This is a genomic window from Streptosporangium sp. NPDC049078, from assembly GCF_040648855.1.
Lineage (GTDB): Bacteria > Actinomycetota > Actinomycetes > Streptosporangiales > Streptosporangiaceae > Streptosporangium.
Window position 1 is genome coordinate 113,861 of the sequence record NZ_JBEZEL010000004.1, and the last position, 16,969, is coordinate 130,829.

The window sequence follows — 16,969 nt, forward strand, 5'->3', positions numbered from 1 at the left end:
CCCTTGTCCATGGTCTCGCCCCTGTCACAGGAACGGCGGAACGGGAACGAGGTCATCGGACCGGCAGGTGAGGGCGTTCTCGACCTCGATGACGCCCTCGATCTCGCCGACCGCCGCGACCAGGGGGGCGATCTGCGACCGGAAGGGGAGCCGTCCCCTCAGCGTGACCACCCCCGCCTCGACGGCGACGCTCATCGTCTCCGGGGGGACGGCGAGCCGGTCACGGACCTCGGCGACCTCGCGTTCGATCTCCTCGGGCGGGCGGGCGAAGACCTGGAGCAGATCGCTCTGGTGAACGGTGCCGGTGATACGCCCGGTGACCGCGTCGATCACCGGTAGTTGCTTGATCCGATGCCGGTGCATCAGCCGTGCCGCGTCCCGCACGGCGGTGTCCTTCGTGATGGTGATCGCGGGGGTGGTCATGATCTGCCTGGCCGTGCCGCCCGCGGCCTTACGGTGCTCCTGGCGTCTTTTGTGACTGTCGAAGACGCCGCCGGGGCGCGCGCCCGAATCGGTCTCCCTGAGCAGGAGATCGTCGTCGGAGACCATGCCGATGGGATGATCGTCGGCGTCGATGACGGTGAGCGCGCCGACCTTGAAGCGCCGCATGGCGTCGACCATCTCGGTGAACGTCGCCTCCGGCCGCACCGCGATCGCCGTGCCGCCCATGACTTCCCTGACCTTCATGACGAACCTCCTCGCATCGAGCATCGCAAGGCGGTCCTGGAGACGTCAGCGGCGAAAGTCCCTGATCAGGAGGACTTATGGTCTGCGCACGACGATGATCTCCCGGATCTCCCGTCCCGGCGCCCCACACCCGTCCGAGGGCGGACGCGGGGCGCCGGGACGAGTCCTTTAGTGGGGCCAGGCCCAGTCGCGGATCTCGGGCAGGTCCTCACCGTGCTCACGGGTGTAGGCCCGGGCGGTCAGGCGGGCGTCGGCCATGTGCTGGCGCAGGTGCGCCGACCGCTCGGCCAGCCCGGGAACCCGGTCGATGACGTCCATCACGAGGTGGAACCGGTCGATGTCGTTGAGCATGACCATGTCGAACGGCGTGGTCGTGGTGCCCTCCTCCTTGTAACCGCGCACGTGGATGTTCTCGTGACCGTTGCGCCGGTACGTCAGGCGATGGATCAGCCACGGATAGCCGTGGAAGTTGAAGATGATCGGCCGGTCGGCGGTGAACACCGTGTCGAAGTCCGCGTCCGACATGCCGTGCGGATGCTCCGACGGCGGCTGCAACCGCATCAGGTCCACCACGTTGACCACCCGGACCCGCAGTTCGGGCAGATGCTCACGCAGCAGCGCGGCCGCCGCCAGCGTCTCCAGGGTGGGCACGTCGCCCGCGCACGCCAGCACCACGTCCGGTTCGACGCCGGCGTCGGTGCTGGCCCACTCCAGGATGCCCAGCCCTCGGGTGCAGTGCGCGATCGCCTCGTCCATCCCCATCAGATCCAGCACCGGCTGCTTACCCGCCACGATCACGTTCACGTAGTCGCGCGAGCGCAGGCAGTGATCGGCCGTCGACAGCAGCGTGTTGGCGTCCGGCGGCAGATACACCCGCACCACCTCGGCCTTCTTGTTCATCACCACATCCAGGAAACCGGGGTCCTGGTGGGAGAAGCCGTTGTGGTCCTGGCGCCACACGTGCGACGACAGCAGATAGTTCAGCGAGGCCACCGGACGACGCCAGCCGATCTTCCGCGAGGACTCCAGCCACTTGGCGTGCTGGTTGAACATCGCGTCGATGATGTGGATGAACGCCTCGTAGCAGTTGAACAACCCGTGGCGGCCGGTCAGCAGGTAGCCCTCGAGCCAGCCCTGACACAGGTGCTCGCTGAGCACCTCCATGACCCGGCCGCCCGCCTGGAGGTGGTCGTCGCCGTCGCGGATCTCGGCGTTCCAGGCGCGGCCGGTGACCTCGAAGACCGCCTGCAGCCGGTTGGAGGCGGTCTCGTCGGGGCCCATCAGCCGGAAGGTCTCGGGGTTGGCGGCGATGACCTCGCGCAGAAATTCGCCCAGCACCCGGGTGGGCTCACTGCTCGCGGTGGCCGGTGAGGTGACCTTGACCGCGTGCTCGCGAAAATCGCCGAGCGCCAGCGGCCGCAGCAGTTCGCCGCCGTTGGCGTGCGGGTTGGCGCTCATCCGCAGTGGTCCTTCGGGCACCGTGTCCAGGATCTCGGCCACCGGCCGCCCGTCGGCGTCGAACAACTCCTGTGGCCGGTACGAGCGCATCCACTCCTCCAGCATCGCCAGGTGTTCGGCGTTGTCGCGCACCCCCGACAGCGGGACCTGGTGCGAGCGCCAGGTGCCCTCCACCGGCAGGCCGTCGACCCGCTCGGGACCGGTCCACCCCTTCGGCGTCCGCAGAACGATCATCGGCAACCGCTCGGCCCGCCCCCGCCGGTAGTCGGCGATCTGCTCCCAGACCGTCTCCAGTGTCCGGGCCATGAGCGCGTGCATCGCCTCGGGTTCGTCCCCGGCCACCACGTGCGGGCGGTATCCGTACCCCTCCATCAACGCGAGGAGCTCTTCTTCCGGGATGCGGGCCAGCACGGCGGGATTGGCGATCTTGTAGCCGTTCAGGTGCAGGATCGGCAGCACCACGCCGTCACGCCTTGGATCGAGGAACTTGTTGGAATGCCAGCTGGCCGCGAGCGGCCCGGTCTCGGCCTCCCCGTCCCCGATGACACTGGCGACCACCAGCTCCGGGTTGTCGAACGCGGCCCCGTAGGCATGCGCCAGCGCGTACCCGAGCTCCCCGCCCTCGTGGATCGAACCGGGCGTCTCGGGCGCCACATGGCTGGGAATGCCACCGGGAAAGGAGAACTGCCGGAACAACCGCCGCATCCCCTCCCGGTCACGGGAGATGTCGGGATAGCACTCGGTGTAGGAACCCTCCAGCCAGGCGTGCGCCACCGCCGCCGGGCCGCCGTGACCCGGACCGGCGATGTAGATCATGTCCTGGTCGCGTTCCGTGATGATCCGGTTCAGGTGGGCGAAGCAGAAGTTCAGTCCCGGGGTGGTCCCCCAGTGTCCCAGCAGCCGCGGCTTGATGTGCTCGGGCCGCAACGGCTCGGTCAGCAGCGGGTTGTCCAGCAGATAGATCTGACCGACCGACAGATAGTTGGCCGCGCGCCAGTAGGCGTCGACATGCGCGAGTGCGTCCATACATCGACAGTTCCTCGGCTGAGGCGTTCAAACCCCGATACGGCGAACACGTTCGTCACATCGCGCGGCGCGGCCGCACCACGCGCACGAGGGCGTACCGGGACCAACCGGGGCAGGCGCGTCGAAGCACCGGACCTCGCCTCGCCATGATCGACAGCACCTTCCCTCTACCGGATCGGGATGGAATAGACGAAGATCTCCGGGTGAGCCGAGAGTGCCGTACGGACGCGTTCGAAGTCGCCGCGGTTCACATCGCCGGGAGCATCGGGACGCCGCCCCGGCAGCACAGCGGTACCTCGGGGTGAGACGCCATCCGACGAGAGGAGCCCCTGAGTGAAGGTCGCCATTGTCGGCGGAGGTCTCGGCGGGTTGACCGCCGCCCTGCTCCTGCGGCAGGCCGGTGTCGAGGCCGTCGTGTACGAGCAGGCCGCCGAGTTGCGCGAGGTGGGAGCGGGCATCGGGGTGAGTCCCAACATGGTCCGCCCCCTGGTGCGGGCCGGACTCGGCGAGCGGCTGGCCTCCTTCGCCGTCCCCATGGATGCCGCCTGGGAGTTGAGGCGCTGGGAGGACGGCCGGGTGCTGGCCTCCCAGACGATGGGTGAGGAGTGCCGGCGGCTGTACGGCAGCGACTTCTACGTCGCGCACCGCGCCGACCTGCTCGACATGCTGGTGAAGGCGCTGCCCGAGGACGTCATCAGGACAGATCGGCGACTGGAGGTGCTGCGGCAGGATCCCGAGGGGGTCGAGCTGACCTTCGGTACGGCCACAGGCGCGAGGGCGACGGTGGTCGCCGACGCGGTGATCGGCGCCGACGGCATCCACTCGGCGGTCCGGCCTGCGGTCGTCGACGAGGAGCCCCCGCGCTTCTCCGGGCTCTGCGCCTACCGGTGCCTCATCGACGCCGAGCGGGCCCCTGAGCTGTCGGTGCGCCGGGTGCAGACGCTCTGGCTGGGGCCGGGGCGCCACTTCGTTCACTACCCGATCAGGGACAGAAAGCTGATCAACGTCGTCGCGATCGTGCCCGCGGGCGAGTGGCGCGTCGAGTCGTGGACGGCCGACGGGCGGCTTGAGGACCTGAGGGGCGAGTTCGAGACCTGGGACCCTCGGCTGAGAGGGCTGATCGACGCGGCCACCGCGACCAAGCGCTGGGCCCTGTACGACCGCTCTCCCCTGGAACGCTGGACGTCGGGGCGGGTGACCCTGCTGGGGGACGCCGCCCACTCGATGCTGCCCTTCCTCGGTCAGGGCGCCGCCCAGGCGGTCGAGGACGCGGTGGTGCTCGCGATCTGCCTGCGCGAGGCCACCCGCGAGACGGCGGCGGAGGCGCTGGCCCGCTACGAGAGGATCCGCAGGCCCCGGGCCTCGCAGGTGCAGCTGATGAGCCGGGGCCGCGAGGTGCTGAACCATCTGCCCGACGGGCCCGCCCAGCTGGAACGCGACGCGGCCCTGGCCGCCAGTAGTCCGCTCCGGCAGAGCGCCTGGCTTTACGGCCATGACCCCGAGACCGCCGTGGCGGACTGAGACGACGATCCCGGACGCGGATCGGACGGCGGGCCCGACAGCGAGCTCGGAGCCGGGTTCACCCGCAGACGACGCCTCGGCGAGGCGTGCCGTCGCGCTCGGGCAGGGCCCCGTTCATCTGCCGGCCTCGGCGCGCAGCTCGGCGAGCAGCTCGCCCTGCTCGGCGAGAACCTCGGCCAGGATCGATCGCGCCACGGACATCAGGTCGGCCAGGTCCCTGGTGGACAGGGCGTAGACGACGGTGGCGCCGTCCCGGGTGGCGGTCACGACTCCCGCGCGGCGCAGCACGGCGAGTTGCTGGGAGAGGTTGGAGGCCTCGACGTCGATGGCGCTCAGCAGGTCCCGCACCGGCCGGGGGCCGTCCTGGAGAAGCTCCAGGACCTGGATGCGGACCGGATGGCCGAGGGTGCGGAAGAATTCGGCCTTGGCCTGGTGCAGCGGCACCGGCATGATCACGCAGCTCCGGCGGCAGGCCCGCCACCGGCGTGTCGTACGTCGACGCCGTGCTGGTCGGCGATGCGCAACAGGTTCTCCAGGCGCCCGGACAGGACCTCGATCGCGTGGTCGTCGAAGGCCTGGCGCATGAGCTCCAGCTCGCCGTCGACATCGGCGATGCGTGCCCGTAGCTCCGCCGCGAACTCGCTCATGTCCCCCACCTCCCGTGGATCAGGTCACTCCCCGGCGTCTGGTTTTATCGGCACACCGTTCCTCATGATGTGGCAAATTGCATAATTCTTCAAATCGTAATGACGTTGGCTATGATGGCGAAGGCCGTTTTCCACCAGGGCCCGCGGCCGGTTCGAGCCCGATCGATGACGGATCGACCGCGAAGCGGGATACTTGGTACGGCTACCGCAGACTGACCTGCGGCGTCAGAGCGCGCCAGCCGGCGATGCGACAGTGACGAGGGGCCGAGCACGGCCTGCGCGAGGGAGTACAGCCAATGGGACGGGGCCGAGCCAAGGCTAAGCAGACGAAGGTTGCCCGTGAGCTGAAGTACAGCAGCCACAGCATGGATCTTGACCGGTTGCGCAAGGAGCTTGGCGCCGGCGACGATCCCGCGCCGGAGAGCGAGGCCGACGACCCCACCGGTGAGCCCACCGGCAGGTGACACCGCGGACGGGCCCTGCCCCCGACCGGCCCCGACCGGCCGCCATGACACCGGCGGAGTCCGGCCCTCGGACCTCGCGACTCCGTCGTGAGGGTTCTTCTCGGCGTACCGTGCGGCCGTGAGCCGCTCGAGGGACATATCGATCGGCGGTGAACCCCCGAGGCGGTGTCCGCCGCGCCGGGGCGAATTCCGCGCAACATCCGGCAACATCATTGAGGCACCCGCCCAGGGCTGCTTACCGTCACGGTTGTGCTTACCGCAGCGTCGCGGTCGCACTCCCGGTCAGCGCGTCGACGGAGAGCTCTGGCGGGTCCCATTCATCTCTCGGTGGCCGGCTTCCCTTCCTCGCCGGGCATCCGGGATCCGCCAGTTCACACGCCGTGGCCCCGGGACGAATCGCCGGATCGCGCGAGGTCGTGCCTCGCGCGGGCGGAAAGTCTCCCCGGGCCACGGCCACCATCGACCTCCCCGCCTTCACCGCGCCTCAGCGTGCCTTGCGACCTATCGCCCGGGATCGCCGAAGCCCTCCGGACAGACAGCACGGCTGGCACATGTCCCGACTTGTCCGGTTATGCTGGCTGGTCCGATGGACCTGACCGGGTGGAGTTCTCGATGACGATCTCCTGCGGGGTGGCCGGAGCCACTTCGCGAGCCGTGCCCGGCGGCGACGGGCCGCGACACGCGCGGGCCGGGACCTTCCCGCCGGAGGAACAGTGACGAACCGCTACGGGTCCCAGTTCGGGCCCGACATCACCTTCCTCGGCGTCGAACGGTGCTCGCTGGACGATCCCGCGAGCTACGCGGGCGCCGACGTCGTGATCGTGGGCGCGCCGTTCGACGGCGGCACCTCACACCGGCCCGGCGCGCGCTTCGGACCGCAGGCGATCCGGATGACCGACTACCTGCCGCACGACGGGGCGCGCCCCAGCCTGGCGCTGCGCACCGACGGTCTGCGCGACCTGCGCGTCCTGGACGCGGGTGACGTCGAGATGCCGCCGGGCGACATCGCGACGTCACTGGCCGCGCTGGAGTCCGCCGTCGAGAAGGTCGCCCGTTCGGGGGCCATCCCGGTGATCCTGGGCGGTGACCACTCGATCGCCTTCCCCGATGCCAAGGGGGTGGCCAACGTCCTCGGGCACGGCCGGATCTCGATGATCCACTTTGATGCCCACGCGGACACCGGCGACATCGAGTTCGGCTCGCTGTGGGGCCACGGGCAGCCGATGCGCCGGCTCATCGAGTCGGGGGCACTGCGCGGCGACCGTTTCCTGCAGGTCGGCCTGCGCGGCTACTGGCCGCCGCCGGAGACGCTGGACTGGATGGCCGAACGGGCGATGCGCTCGTACGAGATGACCGAGATCGTGCACCGGGGCCTGGACGAGTGCCTGACCGAGGCGTTCGCCATCGCCGTCGACGAGTGCGACGGCGTCTTCCTGTCCGTCGACATCGACGTGTGCGATCCGGGTCACGCCCCCGGCACCGGAACCCCGGAGCCGGGTGGCATCACCGCGCGCCAGCTCCTGGACTCCGTACGGCGCATCTGCCTGGAGCTGCCGGTCGTCGGCGTCGACGTCGTGGAGGTCAGCCCGCCCTACGACCACGCCGACATCACCGCCGCGCTGGCCAACCGCGTGGTCCTTGAGGCGTTGAGCGCCATCGCGCGGCGGCGGCGCGACGCCCGGGACGGGACCGTCTGGAACCCGCTGCTGCCGCTGCTCGCCGAACGCCCGGACCGCGGGGCCGACCGGCCGGGCGGTCCGGACCGCTGACCCGCCCCAGAGACCTATCTGGCTCTCGGGCGGTTGCCCCATTTGGGCCTGCGGAACAGGTCTCGGCGTTCCAGCAGGTAGACGAGCTTCGAGGCCGCGGTCCTGACGGCCTCCTCGTGGCGGTGGCGCTTCTGCGGGACGACGGCGCTCCAGCGCTCCAGCAGGAGGGCGATCTCCTCGGCGAGTTCACCGATCACCCGGTAGCGGGTGCTGAAGGCGTAGAGGTCTCCGTGTATCTCACCCACCAGGTCCTCGTCGACCCGGTGGGCGAGCGGCCTGACCCTGCTGAGGATCCCCGCCTCCATCGCCGGGGTGACCGGTGCCCGGCGGGCGTCGCCCTCGGGCACCATGATGAGGGCGCGGACCCGTGCGACGGCCAGGGCGCGCTCGGCCTGCGGGGTCGCGGGGTGCTCGGCGAGGTCCAGGAGGCGGCGGAGGGTCTCCTGCGTCTTGTCGTCGAACATGGGAAACCCGTTCCGCCTTCGCGTCCGCATTGCCGCCGGACCGGGAGGAAAAGGGGGAAGGTCTCGGCATCGGCACCCACGCATGCCGCGCACGTGCCATCACATGCTATTCGACCCGATGGACTCTGATAGGCGGGACGCGTACCGGTGTGACCGGTGAGCGCGGGGTGAGTCGAGATATGCCCGGAAAACGAGAGAGGCGCCGGCGTCCCGGACCTCATCCGTCGCCGGACACCCGGGTTGTGGTGTCGCGCCGGGACCGGGGCGGACAGCCGGACGATGATACGTGCTGCGGGGACGCGTTTCCCGCCTTTCACCGGATCCGGTATGGGATGACCTCTCAGCTCGGCTTTTTCCGCAAATAGCCCCACTTCTCAATTTTTCTACGAATACAGTCCAGTTTTGTCGGACGGCGCCCCCTTCTCTGAAGGGTGGAGGAGAGTGGACGGGGTGGCTCACAGCCATGGATCCGATCGGTGACGATCTGCTCAGGACCATCAAGCCCGAACTCGGGTACCGGGAGGGGCCGGGCCAGCACAGCAAGTTCGGCGAGTGGTACGCGGTCAACGTGGCCCAGGACCCGCAGTACAGGACCGCCCCCTGGTGCGCGATGTTCATCGCCTGGGCGGCGGAGAAGGCGGGGGTGCAGGAGTACGTGGGGCAGTTCGCCTGGACCCCTTCACAGGCCCGCTGGTTCGAGAACCACGGCGCGTGGACACGGACGCCGGAGCCGGGGGCCCTGGTCTTCTTCGACTGGTCGGGCGGCAAGGACATCAAGGGGATCGACCACGTCGGCATCGTGGAAAGCGTGAACGGTGGAACGATCCACACCATCGAGGGGAACGTCGACCGGGTCTGGCTGAAGCGTAAGACCCGCGACCAGAGCAAGGTCGTCGGCTACGGCCTGCCCCGCAAGGTCAAGGAGAAACTGACGGCCGTCCCGGGAAAGGACGGCACCGCTCCGCAGGTGGCGGGACGGATCGAGGTCCGTCCCGCGCTCGCCCCCGGCGCGACGACCTCTTCCGACACCCCTGCAACGCTTCCCGTCTCCATGGAGACCGCCGCGATCGCCGGACTGCTCACCTTCATCCTCGGCACCACGTTCGTCCTGTCCCGGCTGCGTCTTCGTGCCTCCCGCGTCCCGGCGGGGCGGCATCGCAGGAGGAACGGGCGGGGCGAACGCGCCGATCCGTGGATCGGCATGGCACCTCCGGTCGCCGAGACGCTCCCTCGCGCGCAGACACCTCCGGACCGGCAGGCGCTCCCCTCGACCCTGGTGTCCCATCCGGGCGACCGGCCGGACGGCGCGCCCCTGATCCGCGAGACGATCCGGGTGAGCAGGCCGAGCTGGGCGTACGAGCCGTACCGCGCGAGCCTGCCCGAACGCGCCGACGGCGTCTTCGGCCGCGTCGGCACCCGCATCGCCGGGCCGGACCCGGAGGGGAGGTCGCGGCGCGGCACGCTGGAGACACACGAGGGCGAGGAGGCGCGGGCCGCGTGACCGATCTCGCCCGTAACGGGGGAGACCCGACAGGATCACCTGGGCACACGCAGGTACATGCAGGAACGAAAAGATCGAACAGCCGCGGACAGCATCAGATGGCCACATGTCAGGCCACGACGGGTTGCTCAATAAGGTTAGGCAAAGCTAAGTTGCTGAGGACGGCATTCCCTCGGTGAAGGCGGCACGATGACAGCGGGCGGCGAGCAGACCCTTGAGCGCGCGGCGGAGGTCCCGGCCTATCGCGGCCACCAGGTGGCGGTCCTGCGGACGGAGCGGCTCAGCCCGAGCTTCGTGCGGGTCACCTTCGGCGGCGAGGATCTGGCGGGCTTCGCCGACAACGGTTTCGACCAGCGGATCAAGGTGATCCTCCCGCTGCCCGACGGCAGCATCACCCCCCTGGGCGAGGGGGCCGACTGGTACCAGCGGTGGCGGGCGCTCCCCGACGAGCTGCGCAACCCGATCCGCACCTACACCGTCCGCGCCGTACGGCCCGAGCAGCGCGAACTCGACGTCGACTTCGTCCTGCACGGCGAGACCGGCCCCGCCTCCCGATGGGCGGCCCACGCCTCCCCCGGTGACCGGGTCGTGGTGGTCGGCCCCAACGCCGCGCACCCCGGCCCCACCGGCGGCCAGGAGTGGGCCCCGCCCGCCGGGGCGTCACACCTGCTGCTCGCCGGCGACGAGACGGCCGTGCCCGCCATCGCCGCGATCGTCGAGTCGCTGTCCGGCTCCGTGCGCGCCACGGCGCTGCTGGAGATCCCCAAGGCCGCCGACGCGCTCCGGCTCGACGTCCGCCCGGGCGTGAAGGTCACCTGGCTGCCCCGCGGGGGAGCCCGCCACGGCGATCTGCTCATCCCGGCCGTACGCGAGACCCTGGGCGCGCTCACCGCCGAGCGCGCCGTCACCGGCGCCGCGAACCCGCTGGAGGACGTCGACGTCGACGCGGAGATCCTCTGGGAGGTCCCCGAGGCCCCGAAGGGCGACGGCCTGTACGCGTGGCTGGCCGGCGAGGCGGGCATGGTCAAGCTGCTCCGCCGCCACCTGGTGCAGGAGACCGGCGTCGACCGCTCCTCGGTGGCCTTCATGGGCTACTGGCGGCTGGGACGCTCGGAGAGCGCCTGAACAGGGCCCCTGCCATGTCACCGGCCCCGGTGACGCCGGTGACATGGCCCTCACCGGGGCGCCTTTGCCCTCACCCGCGCGAAACCTGCCGACTCCTTGACGCCGGGGGGACCCCGGCAGGTGTGCGGGCCACGTAGCTTGAGGGCGTGAGGTGCCCCGCTCGCGACGTGAGAAGGCCGACATGACGGCAGCGGAATCCGCTCGTCAGGATCCGGCGGGCGCCTGCGGATACCGGCCCATCGCCGACCACGGGCTCATCGGCGACCTGCGAACCGCCGCGCTGGTGGACACCGGCGGCACCATCGTCTGGTACTGCTGCCCCCGCTTCGACGCGCCCAGCGTGTTCGGCTCGATCCTGGACGCGAGCCGGGGCGGATCGTTCGAGCTGGGCACCTGGGAACCGGCGAGCACCAAGCAGTTCTACTTCCCCGACACCAACGTGCTGATCACCCGTTTCTTCGCCGCCGAAGGGGTGGGCGAGGTCCAGGACTTCATGCCGATCGTCGGCGGCACGTCCGACGACACCCGGCACCGGCTGATCCGGCGGGTGAGATGCGTGCGCGGGTCGCTGTCGTTCCGCGCCCGGGTGGCTCCGCGCTTCGACTACGGCAGGCAGCCCCACGTCCTGAGCCTGTCCCAGGAGCGGGCGGTCTTCGAGTCGCCGTCGCTGTCGCTGGCCCTGTCCTCCAGCACCGTCCTGGAGGCGGACGGCCAGGACGTGCGCTCGGAGTTCAAGCTCGGCGAGGGCGAGTGCGCGGTGTTCGCTCTCGACAGGTTCGGCGACGACCTGGCGCCGCGCTCGTGCCCGATCGAGGAGGCCGAGGAGGAGTTCGCCGCGACCGTGGCGTACTGGCGCCGCTGGCTGTCCTCCTCGACCTACCGGGGCCGGTGGCGGGAGATGGTGCACCGGTCCGCGCTCACGCTGAAACTCCTCACCTACGCGCCGACCGGCGGGATCGTGGCCGCCGTGACCACCAGCCTGCCCGAGCAGATCGGCGGGGAGCGCAACTGGGACTACCGGTACGTCTGGATCCGCGACTCGGCGTTCTGCGTGTACGCGCTGCTGCGGCTGGGCTTCGGCGAGGAGGCCGAGGCGTTCATGGGGTTTCTGTCACGGCACGTCAGCCGCGACGACGGCGGCGGGCCCTCGGGTCCTCTGCAGATCATGTACGGCGTCGACGGGCGCACCGAGCTCCCCGAGATCGAGCTGGCCCACCTGGAGGGCTACCGGGGCTCGGCTCCGGTGCGCGTCGGGAACGCCGCGGTGGACCAGCTCCAGCTGGACATCTACGGCGCCCTCCTCGACTCGGTCTACCTCTACGACAAGTGGCACCGGCCGATATCCAGCGCTCTCTGGGACGACGTCCACATCCTGGTGGACTGGGTCTGCGACAACTGGGACCGGCCCGACGAGGGCGTGTGGGAGACGCGCGGCGGGCGCAAGGACTTCGTCTACTCGCGGCTGATGTGCTGGGTGGCGATCGAACGGGCCATGCGGATGGCCGCCCACCGCGGGCTGCCCGCCGACACGCCGCGCTGGCAGCTGGCCCGTGACGCGATCTACCGGCAGATCATGCGGCGCGGCTGGTCGGAGGAACTGCGGGCGTTCGTCCAGCACTTCGACGACGACGTCCTCGACTCCTCGGTGCTGATGATGCCGATGACGAAGTTCATCTCCCCCACCGACCCCAAATGGCTGTCGACCCTCGACGCGCTCGGCGCGCACCTGGTGTCCGACTCGCTGGTCTACCGCTACGACCCCGAAGCCAGCCCGGACGGGCTGCGCGGTGAGGAGGGCACGTTCTCGATCTGCTCGTTCTGGTACGTCGAGGGGCTCACCAGGGCCGGACGCCTGGACGAGGCACGGCTCGCGTTCGAGAAGATGCTCACCTACGCCAACCACCTCGGCCTGTACGCCGAGGAGATCGGGCGGACCGGCGAGCAGCTCGGCAACTTCCCGCAGGCCTTCACTCACCTCGCACTGATCAGCGCCGCGTTCAACCTCGACCACGCCCTGGGCTGAGCCGCTCCCCTTGGCGTTCCCCCACGCCCGGAGGGGGTGGGGGAACGCCAAGGGGTCTGGCCGGACATCGCCGAAACGGTGAAACCCGTGGAGCCCGGTGAAAGCGCGGCACCGCCCCGGTCAGACTCCGCCCTCCAGGTCTCCCTCGGACTTGAGGTAGACCTCCTGCAGATCGCGCAGGACGGCGGGGTCGGGATGCTCCCACATGCCGCGACCGGCCGCCTCCAGCAACCGCTCGGCGATCCCGTGCAGCGCCCACGGGTTGGACCTGGCCATGAACTCCTGGTTCTCCGGGTCCAGCACGTAGGTCGCGGCCAGCTTGTCGTACATCCAGTCGGCTACGACGCCGGTGGTGGCGTCGTAGCCGAACAGGTAGTCGACGGTGGCGGCCAGTTCGAAGGCCCCCTTGTAGCCGTGCCTGCGCATCGCGGCCAGCCAGCGGGGGTTCACCACCCTGGCGCGGAAGATCCTGGACGTCTCCTCGGAGAGCGTCCTGGTGCGGACCGCGTCAGGCCTGGTGCTGTCGCCGACATAGGCGGCCGGGGCCTTGCCGGTGAGCGCCCGGACGGTGGCGATCATGCCGCCGTGATACTGGAAGTAGTCGTCGGAGTCGGCGATGTCGTGCTCGCGGGTGTCGACGTTCTTGGCCGCCACGGCGATCCTGCGGTAGGCCGTCTCCATGTCCTGCCTGGCGGGAACACCGTCGACGTCCCGGCCGTAGGCGAAGCCGCCCCAGACCGCGTACACCTCGGCCAGATCGGCGTCGTCGCGCCAGTTGCGGCTGTCGATCAGCGGCAGCAGCCCGGCGCCGTAGGCCCCGGGCCGGGAGCCGAAGATGCGCATGGTGGCTCTGCGCTCGTCTCCGTGCTCGGCCCGGTCGGCGAGCACGTGCGCCCGCACGTAGTTGAGCTCCTCGGGCTCGGCCAGCCCGGCCACCAGCCGTACGGCGTCGTCCAGCATCGCCACGACGTGCGGGAAGGCGTCGCGGAAGAAGCCACTGATCCGGATGGTGACGTCCACGCGCGGACGACCCAGTTCGCCTGCCGGGATCGGCTCCAGGCCGGTGACGCGGCGCGAGGCCTCGTCCCAGAGCGGCCGCACGCCCAGCAGCGCCAGCACCTCGGCGACGTCGTCGCCCGCGGTGCGCATCGCGCTGGTCCCCCAGACCGACAACCCGACCGAACGCGGCCAGTCGCCGGTGTCGGCGCGGTAGCGCTCCAGCAGGGAGTCGGCCATCGCCTGGCCGGTCTCCCACGCCAGTCTGCTCGGCACGGCCTTGGGATCGACCGAGTAGAAGTTGCGGCCGGTGGGCAGCACGTTGATCAGCCCGCGCAGCGGCGAACCGCTCGGCCCGGCGGGCACGTAGCCGCCGTCGAGGGCGTGCAGGATCGCGTCGATCTCGTCGGTGGTGCGCGCCAGCCGGGGCACGACCTCGACGGCGGCGAACCGCAGGATCCGCTCCACCTCCCCCAGGTTCGCACCGCGTACGTCGGCCGCGGCGGGCACCCCGGATCCGCCGCCCCGGCCGGTCACCCCGGCCGGGCCCGCCGAGGCGCCGGCGTCGTCGCGGCCGGTGTCGTCGGCCCGGCCCAGGACCTCGGCGGTCACCTCCCCTGCCGCGGCCGGGTCCCAGCCGCGGTGTTCCATCGCCTCGACCAGGGCTCGGGCCAGGGTCTCGGCGTCGTCGACACCGATCCGTCCCACGCTGCCGTCCTCGGCCAGGCCCAGTGCCTCGCGCAACCCGACGAGCGCCTCGCCACCCGCCCACATCTGCCGGGCGCGGAGCATGGCCAGGACCAGGTCGACGCGCGGCCCCCCTTCTGGGGCGGCTCCCAGCACGTGCAGGCCGTCGCGGATCTGAACGTCCTTGACCTCGCACAGCCAGCCGTCGATGTGCAGCAGGAAGTCGTCGAACTCGGCGTCGTGGGGACGGTCGGCGACCCCGAGGTCGTGGTCGAGCCTGGCGGCCTGGATGAGCGTCCAGATCTGGGCGCGGATCGCGGGCAGCTTGGCCGGGTCCATCGCCGCGATGGAGGCGTGCTCGTCGAGGAGCTGCTCCAGCCTGGCCATGTCCCCGTAGCTGTCGGCGCGGGCCATCGGCGGGACGAGGTGGTCGACCAGGGTGGCGTGGGCGCGGCGCTTGGCCTGGGTGCCCTCGCCCGGGTCGTTCACCAGGAACGGGTAGACGAGCGGCAGGTCGCCGAGCGCGGCGTCCGGGCCGCAGGAGGCCGACAGGCCCGCCGACTTGCCGGGCAGCCACTCCAGGTTGCCGTGCTTGCCCACGTGGACCACGGCGTGCGCGCCGAAGCCGTCGGCCAGCCAGCGGTAGGCGGCCAGGTAGTGGTGGCTGGGCGGCAGGTCGGGGTCGTGGTAGATCGCGATGGGATTCTCGCCGAAGCCGCGCGGCGGCTGCACCATGACCACCACGTTGCCGGAACGCAGCGCGGCCAGCACGATCTCGCCCTCGGGATCGCGTGAGCGGTCCACGAACAGCTCGCCGGGCGCCGGGCCCCAGTGCTCCTCCATCCGGGCGCGCAGGTCCGCGGGGAGGGTGGCGTACCACTCGGCGTACCGGCTCGCCGCGATGCGCACCGGGTTTCCCGCGAGCTGTTCCTCGGTGAGCCAGTCCTGGTCCTGCCCGCCCGCGGCGATCAGCGCGTGAATGAGCGCGTCGCCGTCCTGCCCGCTCACCCCGGGCAGCTCGTCCTCGGCGCCGATGTCGTAACCGCGCTCGCGGAGCGCGGCCAGCAGCCGCACCAGGCTGGCCGGGGTGTCCAGGCCGACGGCGTTGCCGATGCGCGCGTGCTTGGTGGGATAGGCCGACAGCATCAGCACCAGCCGCCGCTCGGCGGGCGGGATGTGCCGCAGCGCGGCGTGGCGCACCGCGATGCCCGCCACCCGCGAGGCCCGCTCGGGGTCGGCCACGTAGACGGTGAGCCCATCCTCGTCGATCTCCTTGAAGGAGAACGGCACCGTGATGATCCGTCCGTCGAACTCGGGGATCGCGACCTGGGTGGCGGCGTCCAGCGGGGACAGGCCGTCGTCGTTCTCCTCCCAGGAGGCCCGGCTGCTCGTCAGGCACAACCCCTGCAGGATCGGCACGTCCAGCTCGGCGAGCGCGCCGACGTCCCATGCCTCGTCGTCCCCGCCCGCCGACGCGGTCGCCGGACGGGTGCCGCCCGCGGCGAGCACGGTCACCACCAGGGCGTCCACCGTGCGCAGGACCTCCAGCAGGCCGGGTTCCGCGGTGCGCAGCGAGGCGCAGTACACCGGCAGCGCCCGCGCGCCCGCGTCCTCGATCGCCGAGCAGAGCACTTCGACGAAGGCGGTGTTCCCCGCCACGTGGTGGGCCCGGTAGTAGAGCACCCCGACGACGGGTCCGTCCTGGCCGCGCGTCTCGCGCGCGAGCGTTCCCCAGGTGGGGGTGGGCTCGGGCGCGGCGAACCCGTGGCCGGTGAGCAGCAGCGTGTCGGACAGGAAGTGATGCAGCTCGGTCAGGTTGGCCGGGCCGCCGTGGGCGAGGTAGGCGTGCGCCTCGGCGCAGACCCCGCCGGGCACGGTGGACAGCTCCATCAGCTCGGCGTCCGGCGCCTGCTCGCCGCCGAGGACGACGACGGGCCGGGGTCCGGCGAGCAGCGCGTCCAGCCCCTCCTCCCAGGCGCGGCGCCCGCCGAGCAGGCGGACCACGACCAGGTCGGCGCCCTCCAGCAGCGGCGGGAGGTCGGCGGCGGTGAGTCTGGCGGGGTTGCCGAGCCGGTAGTCCGCGCCGCTCGCGCGGGCGCTCAGCAGGTCGGTGTCGGAGGTCGAGAGCAGCAGGATCACGCGCCACACCCCGGCAGAGGAGTGGCGGTACGGCCCGCGGGAGCCGCGATGCGGCGGGAGAGCGGCGACGTCGCGGTGTGACGCGGGAGCGGCGGTGTCACACCGTGATGTGGCGACCGCGATGCCGCGTCGTGATGGGAAGACCACGATGCCGCGGTGTGGCGGGGGAACGGCGATGTCGCGGTGTGGCGGGGGAACGGCGAAAAGCGCACGGAGCTTCCTCCCTCGGGGTCCTCGCCCCGGGTCGTCGTCGGCCACGACGGCTGGAGTCTCCTGGCTCCCGGATCGGTGCTCACCCCGGCCTTCCCGTCCTTCGTCGGACAGTGGCCCGGGTGGGGTTCGCTCCCCGGTTACAGTGGCGGGACCGCGCCGGATTCACACCGGCTTCCTCCCTTGCCGTCGCCATCGATGACACTACGGCAGTCCGGGTCATTGCAAGAAACTGGCATTAACATCCTCTGA

12 protein-coding genes and 1 riboswitch are annotated in these 16,969 nt (G+C 70.9%); of the genes, 6 read left to right on the top strand and 6 right to left on the bottom strand.

Annotated features, from left to right (window positions below):
• Nucleotides 1-24: 24 nt before the first annotated feature.
• A complete protein-coding gene (locus AB0B90_RS07660) occupies nucleotides 25-687 on the bottom strand; it encodes a CBS domain-containing protein (RefSeq protein ID WP_362921470.1) in 663 nt (220 codons plus the stop codon).
• Nucleotides 688-855: 168 nt separating this feature from the next.
• Nucleotides 856-3,171 carry a phosphoketolase family protein gene (locus AB0B90_RS07665; RefSeq protein ID WP_350946209.1) on the bottom strand — a complete coding sequence of 772 codons (2,316 nt, stop codon included), beginning with the start codon at nucleotides 3,169-3,171 and terminating at the stop codon, nucleotides 856-858.
• 333 nt (nucleotides 3,172-3,504) lie between these two features.
• Between AB0B90_RS07665 and AB0B90_RS07670 the strand changes: the two genes are divergently transcribed.
• Nucleotides 3,505-4,692: an FAD-dependent monooxygenase gene (locus tag AB0B90_RS07670; RefSeq protein WP_350946210.1), complete on the top strand. Its 1,188-nt coding sequence runs from the start codon at nucleotides 3,505-3,507 to the stop codon at nucleotides 4,690-4,692.
• A 114-nt stretch (nucleotides 4,693-4,806) separates the two neighbouring features.
• Here the strand turns inward: AB0B90_RS07670 and AB0B90_RS07675 are convergent, their stop codons facing one another.
• On the bottom strand, nucleotides 4,807-5,142 hold the full coding sequence (locus tag AB0B90_RS07675; protein ID WP_350946379.1) for a metalloregulator ArsR/SmtB family transcription factor: 336 nt from the start codon (nucleotides 5,140-5,142) through the stop codon (nucleotides 4,807-4,809).
• A 2-nt stretch (nucleotides 5,143-5,144) separates the two neighbouring features.
• The gene (locus AB0B90_RS07680; protein WP_350946211.1) at nucleotides 5,145-5,339 is read right to left on the bottom strand and encodes a hypothetical protein; all 195 of its coding nucleotides are present in this window, start codon (nucleotides 5,337-5,339) and stop codon (nucleotides 5,145-5,147) included.
• A 296-nt stretch (nucleotides 5,340-5,635) separates the two neighbouring features.
• Between AB0B90_RS07680 and AB0B90_RS07685 the strand changes: the two genes are divergently transcribed.
• The gene (locus AB0B90_RS07685) at nucleotides 5,636-5,803 is read left to right on the top strand and encodes a DUF3073 domain-containing protein (RefSeq protein WP_350946212.1); all 168 of its coding nucleotides are present in this window, start codon (nucleotides 5,636-5,638) and stop codon (nucleotides 5,801-5,803) included.
• A gap of 713 nt (nucleotides 5,804-6,516) precedes the next feature.
• Nucleotides 6,517-7,572, top strand: coding sequence for an agmatinase (speB, locus tag AB0B90_RS07690; RefSeq protein WP_350946213.1), 1,056 nt, complete (start codon nucleotides 6,517-6,519; stop codon nucleotides 7,570-7,572).
• A 14-nt stretch (nucleotides 7,573-7,586) separates the two neighbouring features.
• On the opposite strand, the gene AB0B90_RS07695 is transcribed toward speB, so the two are convergent.
• Nucleotides 7,587-8,036 (bottom strand): hypothetical protein, encoded by a 450-nt coding sequence (locus tag AB0B90_RS07695; protein WP_350946214.1) that lies wholly within the window; start codon nucleotides 8,034-8,036, stop codon nucleotides 7,587-7,589.
• 463 nt (nucleotides 8,037-8,499) lie between these two features.
• On the opposite strand from AB0B90_RS07695, the gene AB0B90_RS07700 reads away from it, so the two are divergent.
• The 3 genes from AB0B90_RS07700 to AB0B90_RS07710 all read left to right on the top strand — a co-directional run bounded on the left by AB0B90_RS07700 (nucleotide 8,500) and on the right by AB0B90_RS07710 (nucleotide 12,685).
• Entirely contained in the window at nucleotides 8,500-9,537 is a 1,038-nt protein-coding gene (locus tag AB0B90_RS07700) for a CHAP domain-containing protein (RefSeq protein WP_362921474.1), read from the top strand.
• 189 nt (nucleotides 9,538-9,726) lie between these two features.
• Complete coding sequence (locus AB0B90_RS07705) at nucleotides 9,727-10,662, top strand: siderophore-interacting protein (RefSeq protein WP_362921476.1); 936 nt, start codon at nucleotides 9,727-9,729, stop codon at nucleotides 10,660-10,662.
• 181 nt (nucleotides 10,663-10,843) lie between these two features.
• The gene (locus AB0B90_RS07710; RefSeq protein ID WP_350946217.1) at nucleotides 10,844-12,685 is read left to right on the top strand and encodes a glycoside hydrolase family 15 protein; all 1,842 of its coding nucleotides are present in this window, start codon (nucleotides 10,844-10,846) and stop codon (nucleotides 12,683-12,685) included.
• Between the two features lie 120 nt (nucleotides 12,686-12,805).
• Here AB0B90_RS07710 and cobN read toward each other — a convergent pair whose 3' ends face one another.
• Nucleotides 12,806-16,516: a cobaltochelatase subunit CobN gene (cobN, locus tag AB0B90_RS07715; RefSeq protein ID WP_362921478.1), complete on the bottom strand. Its 3,711-nt coding sequence runs from the start codon at nucleotides 16,514-16,516 to the stop codon at nucleotides 12,806-12,808.
• A 236-nt stretch (nucleotides 16,517-16,752) separates the two neighbouring features.
• A riboswitch (cobalamin riboswitch) is annotated at nucleotides 16,753-16,948 on the bottom strand.
• Between the last annotated feature and the right edge of the window lie 21 nt (nucleotides 16,949-16,969).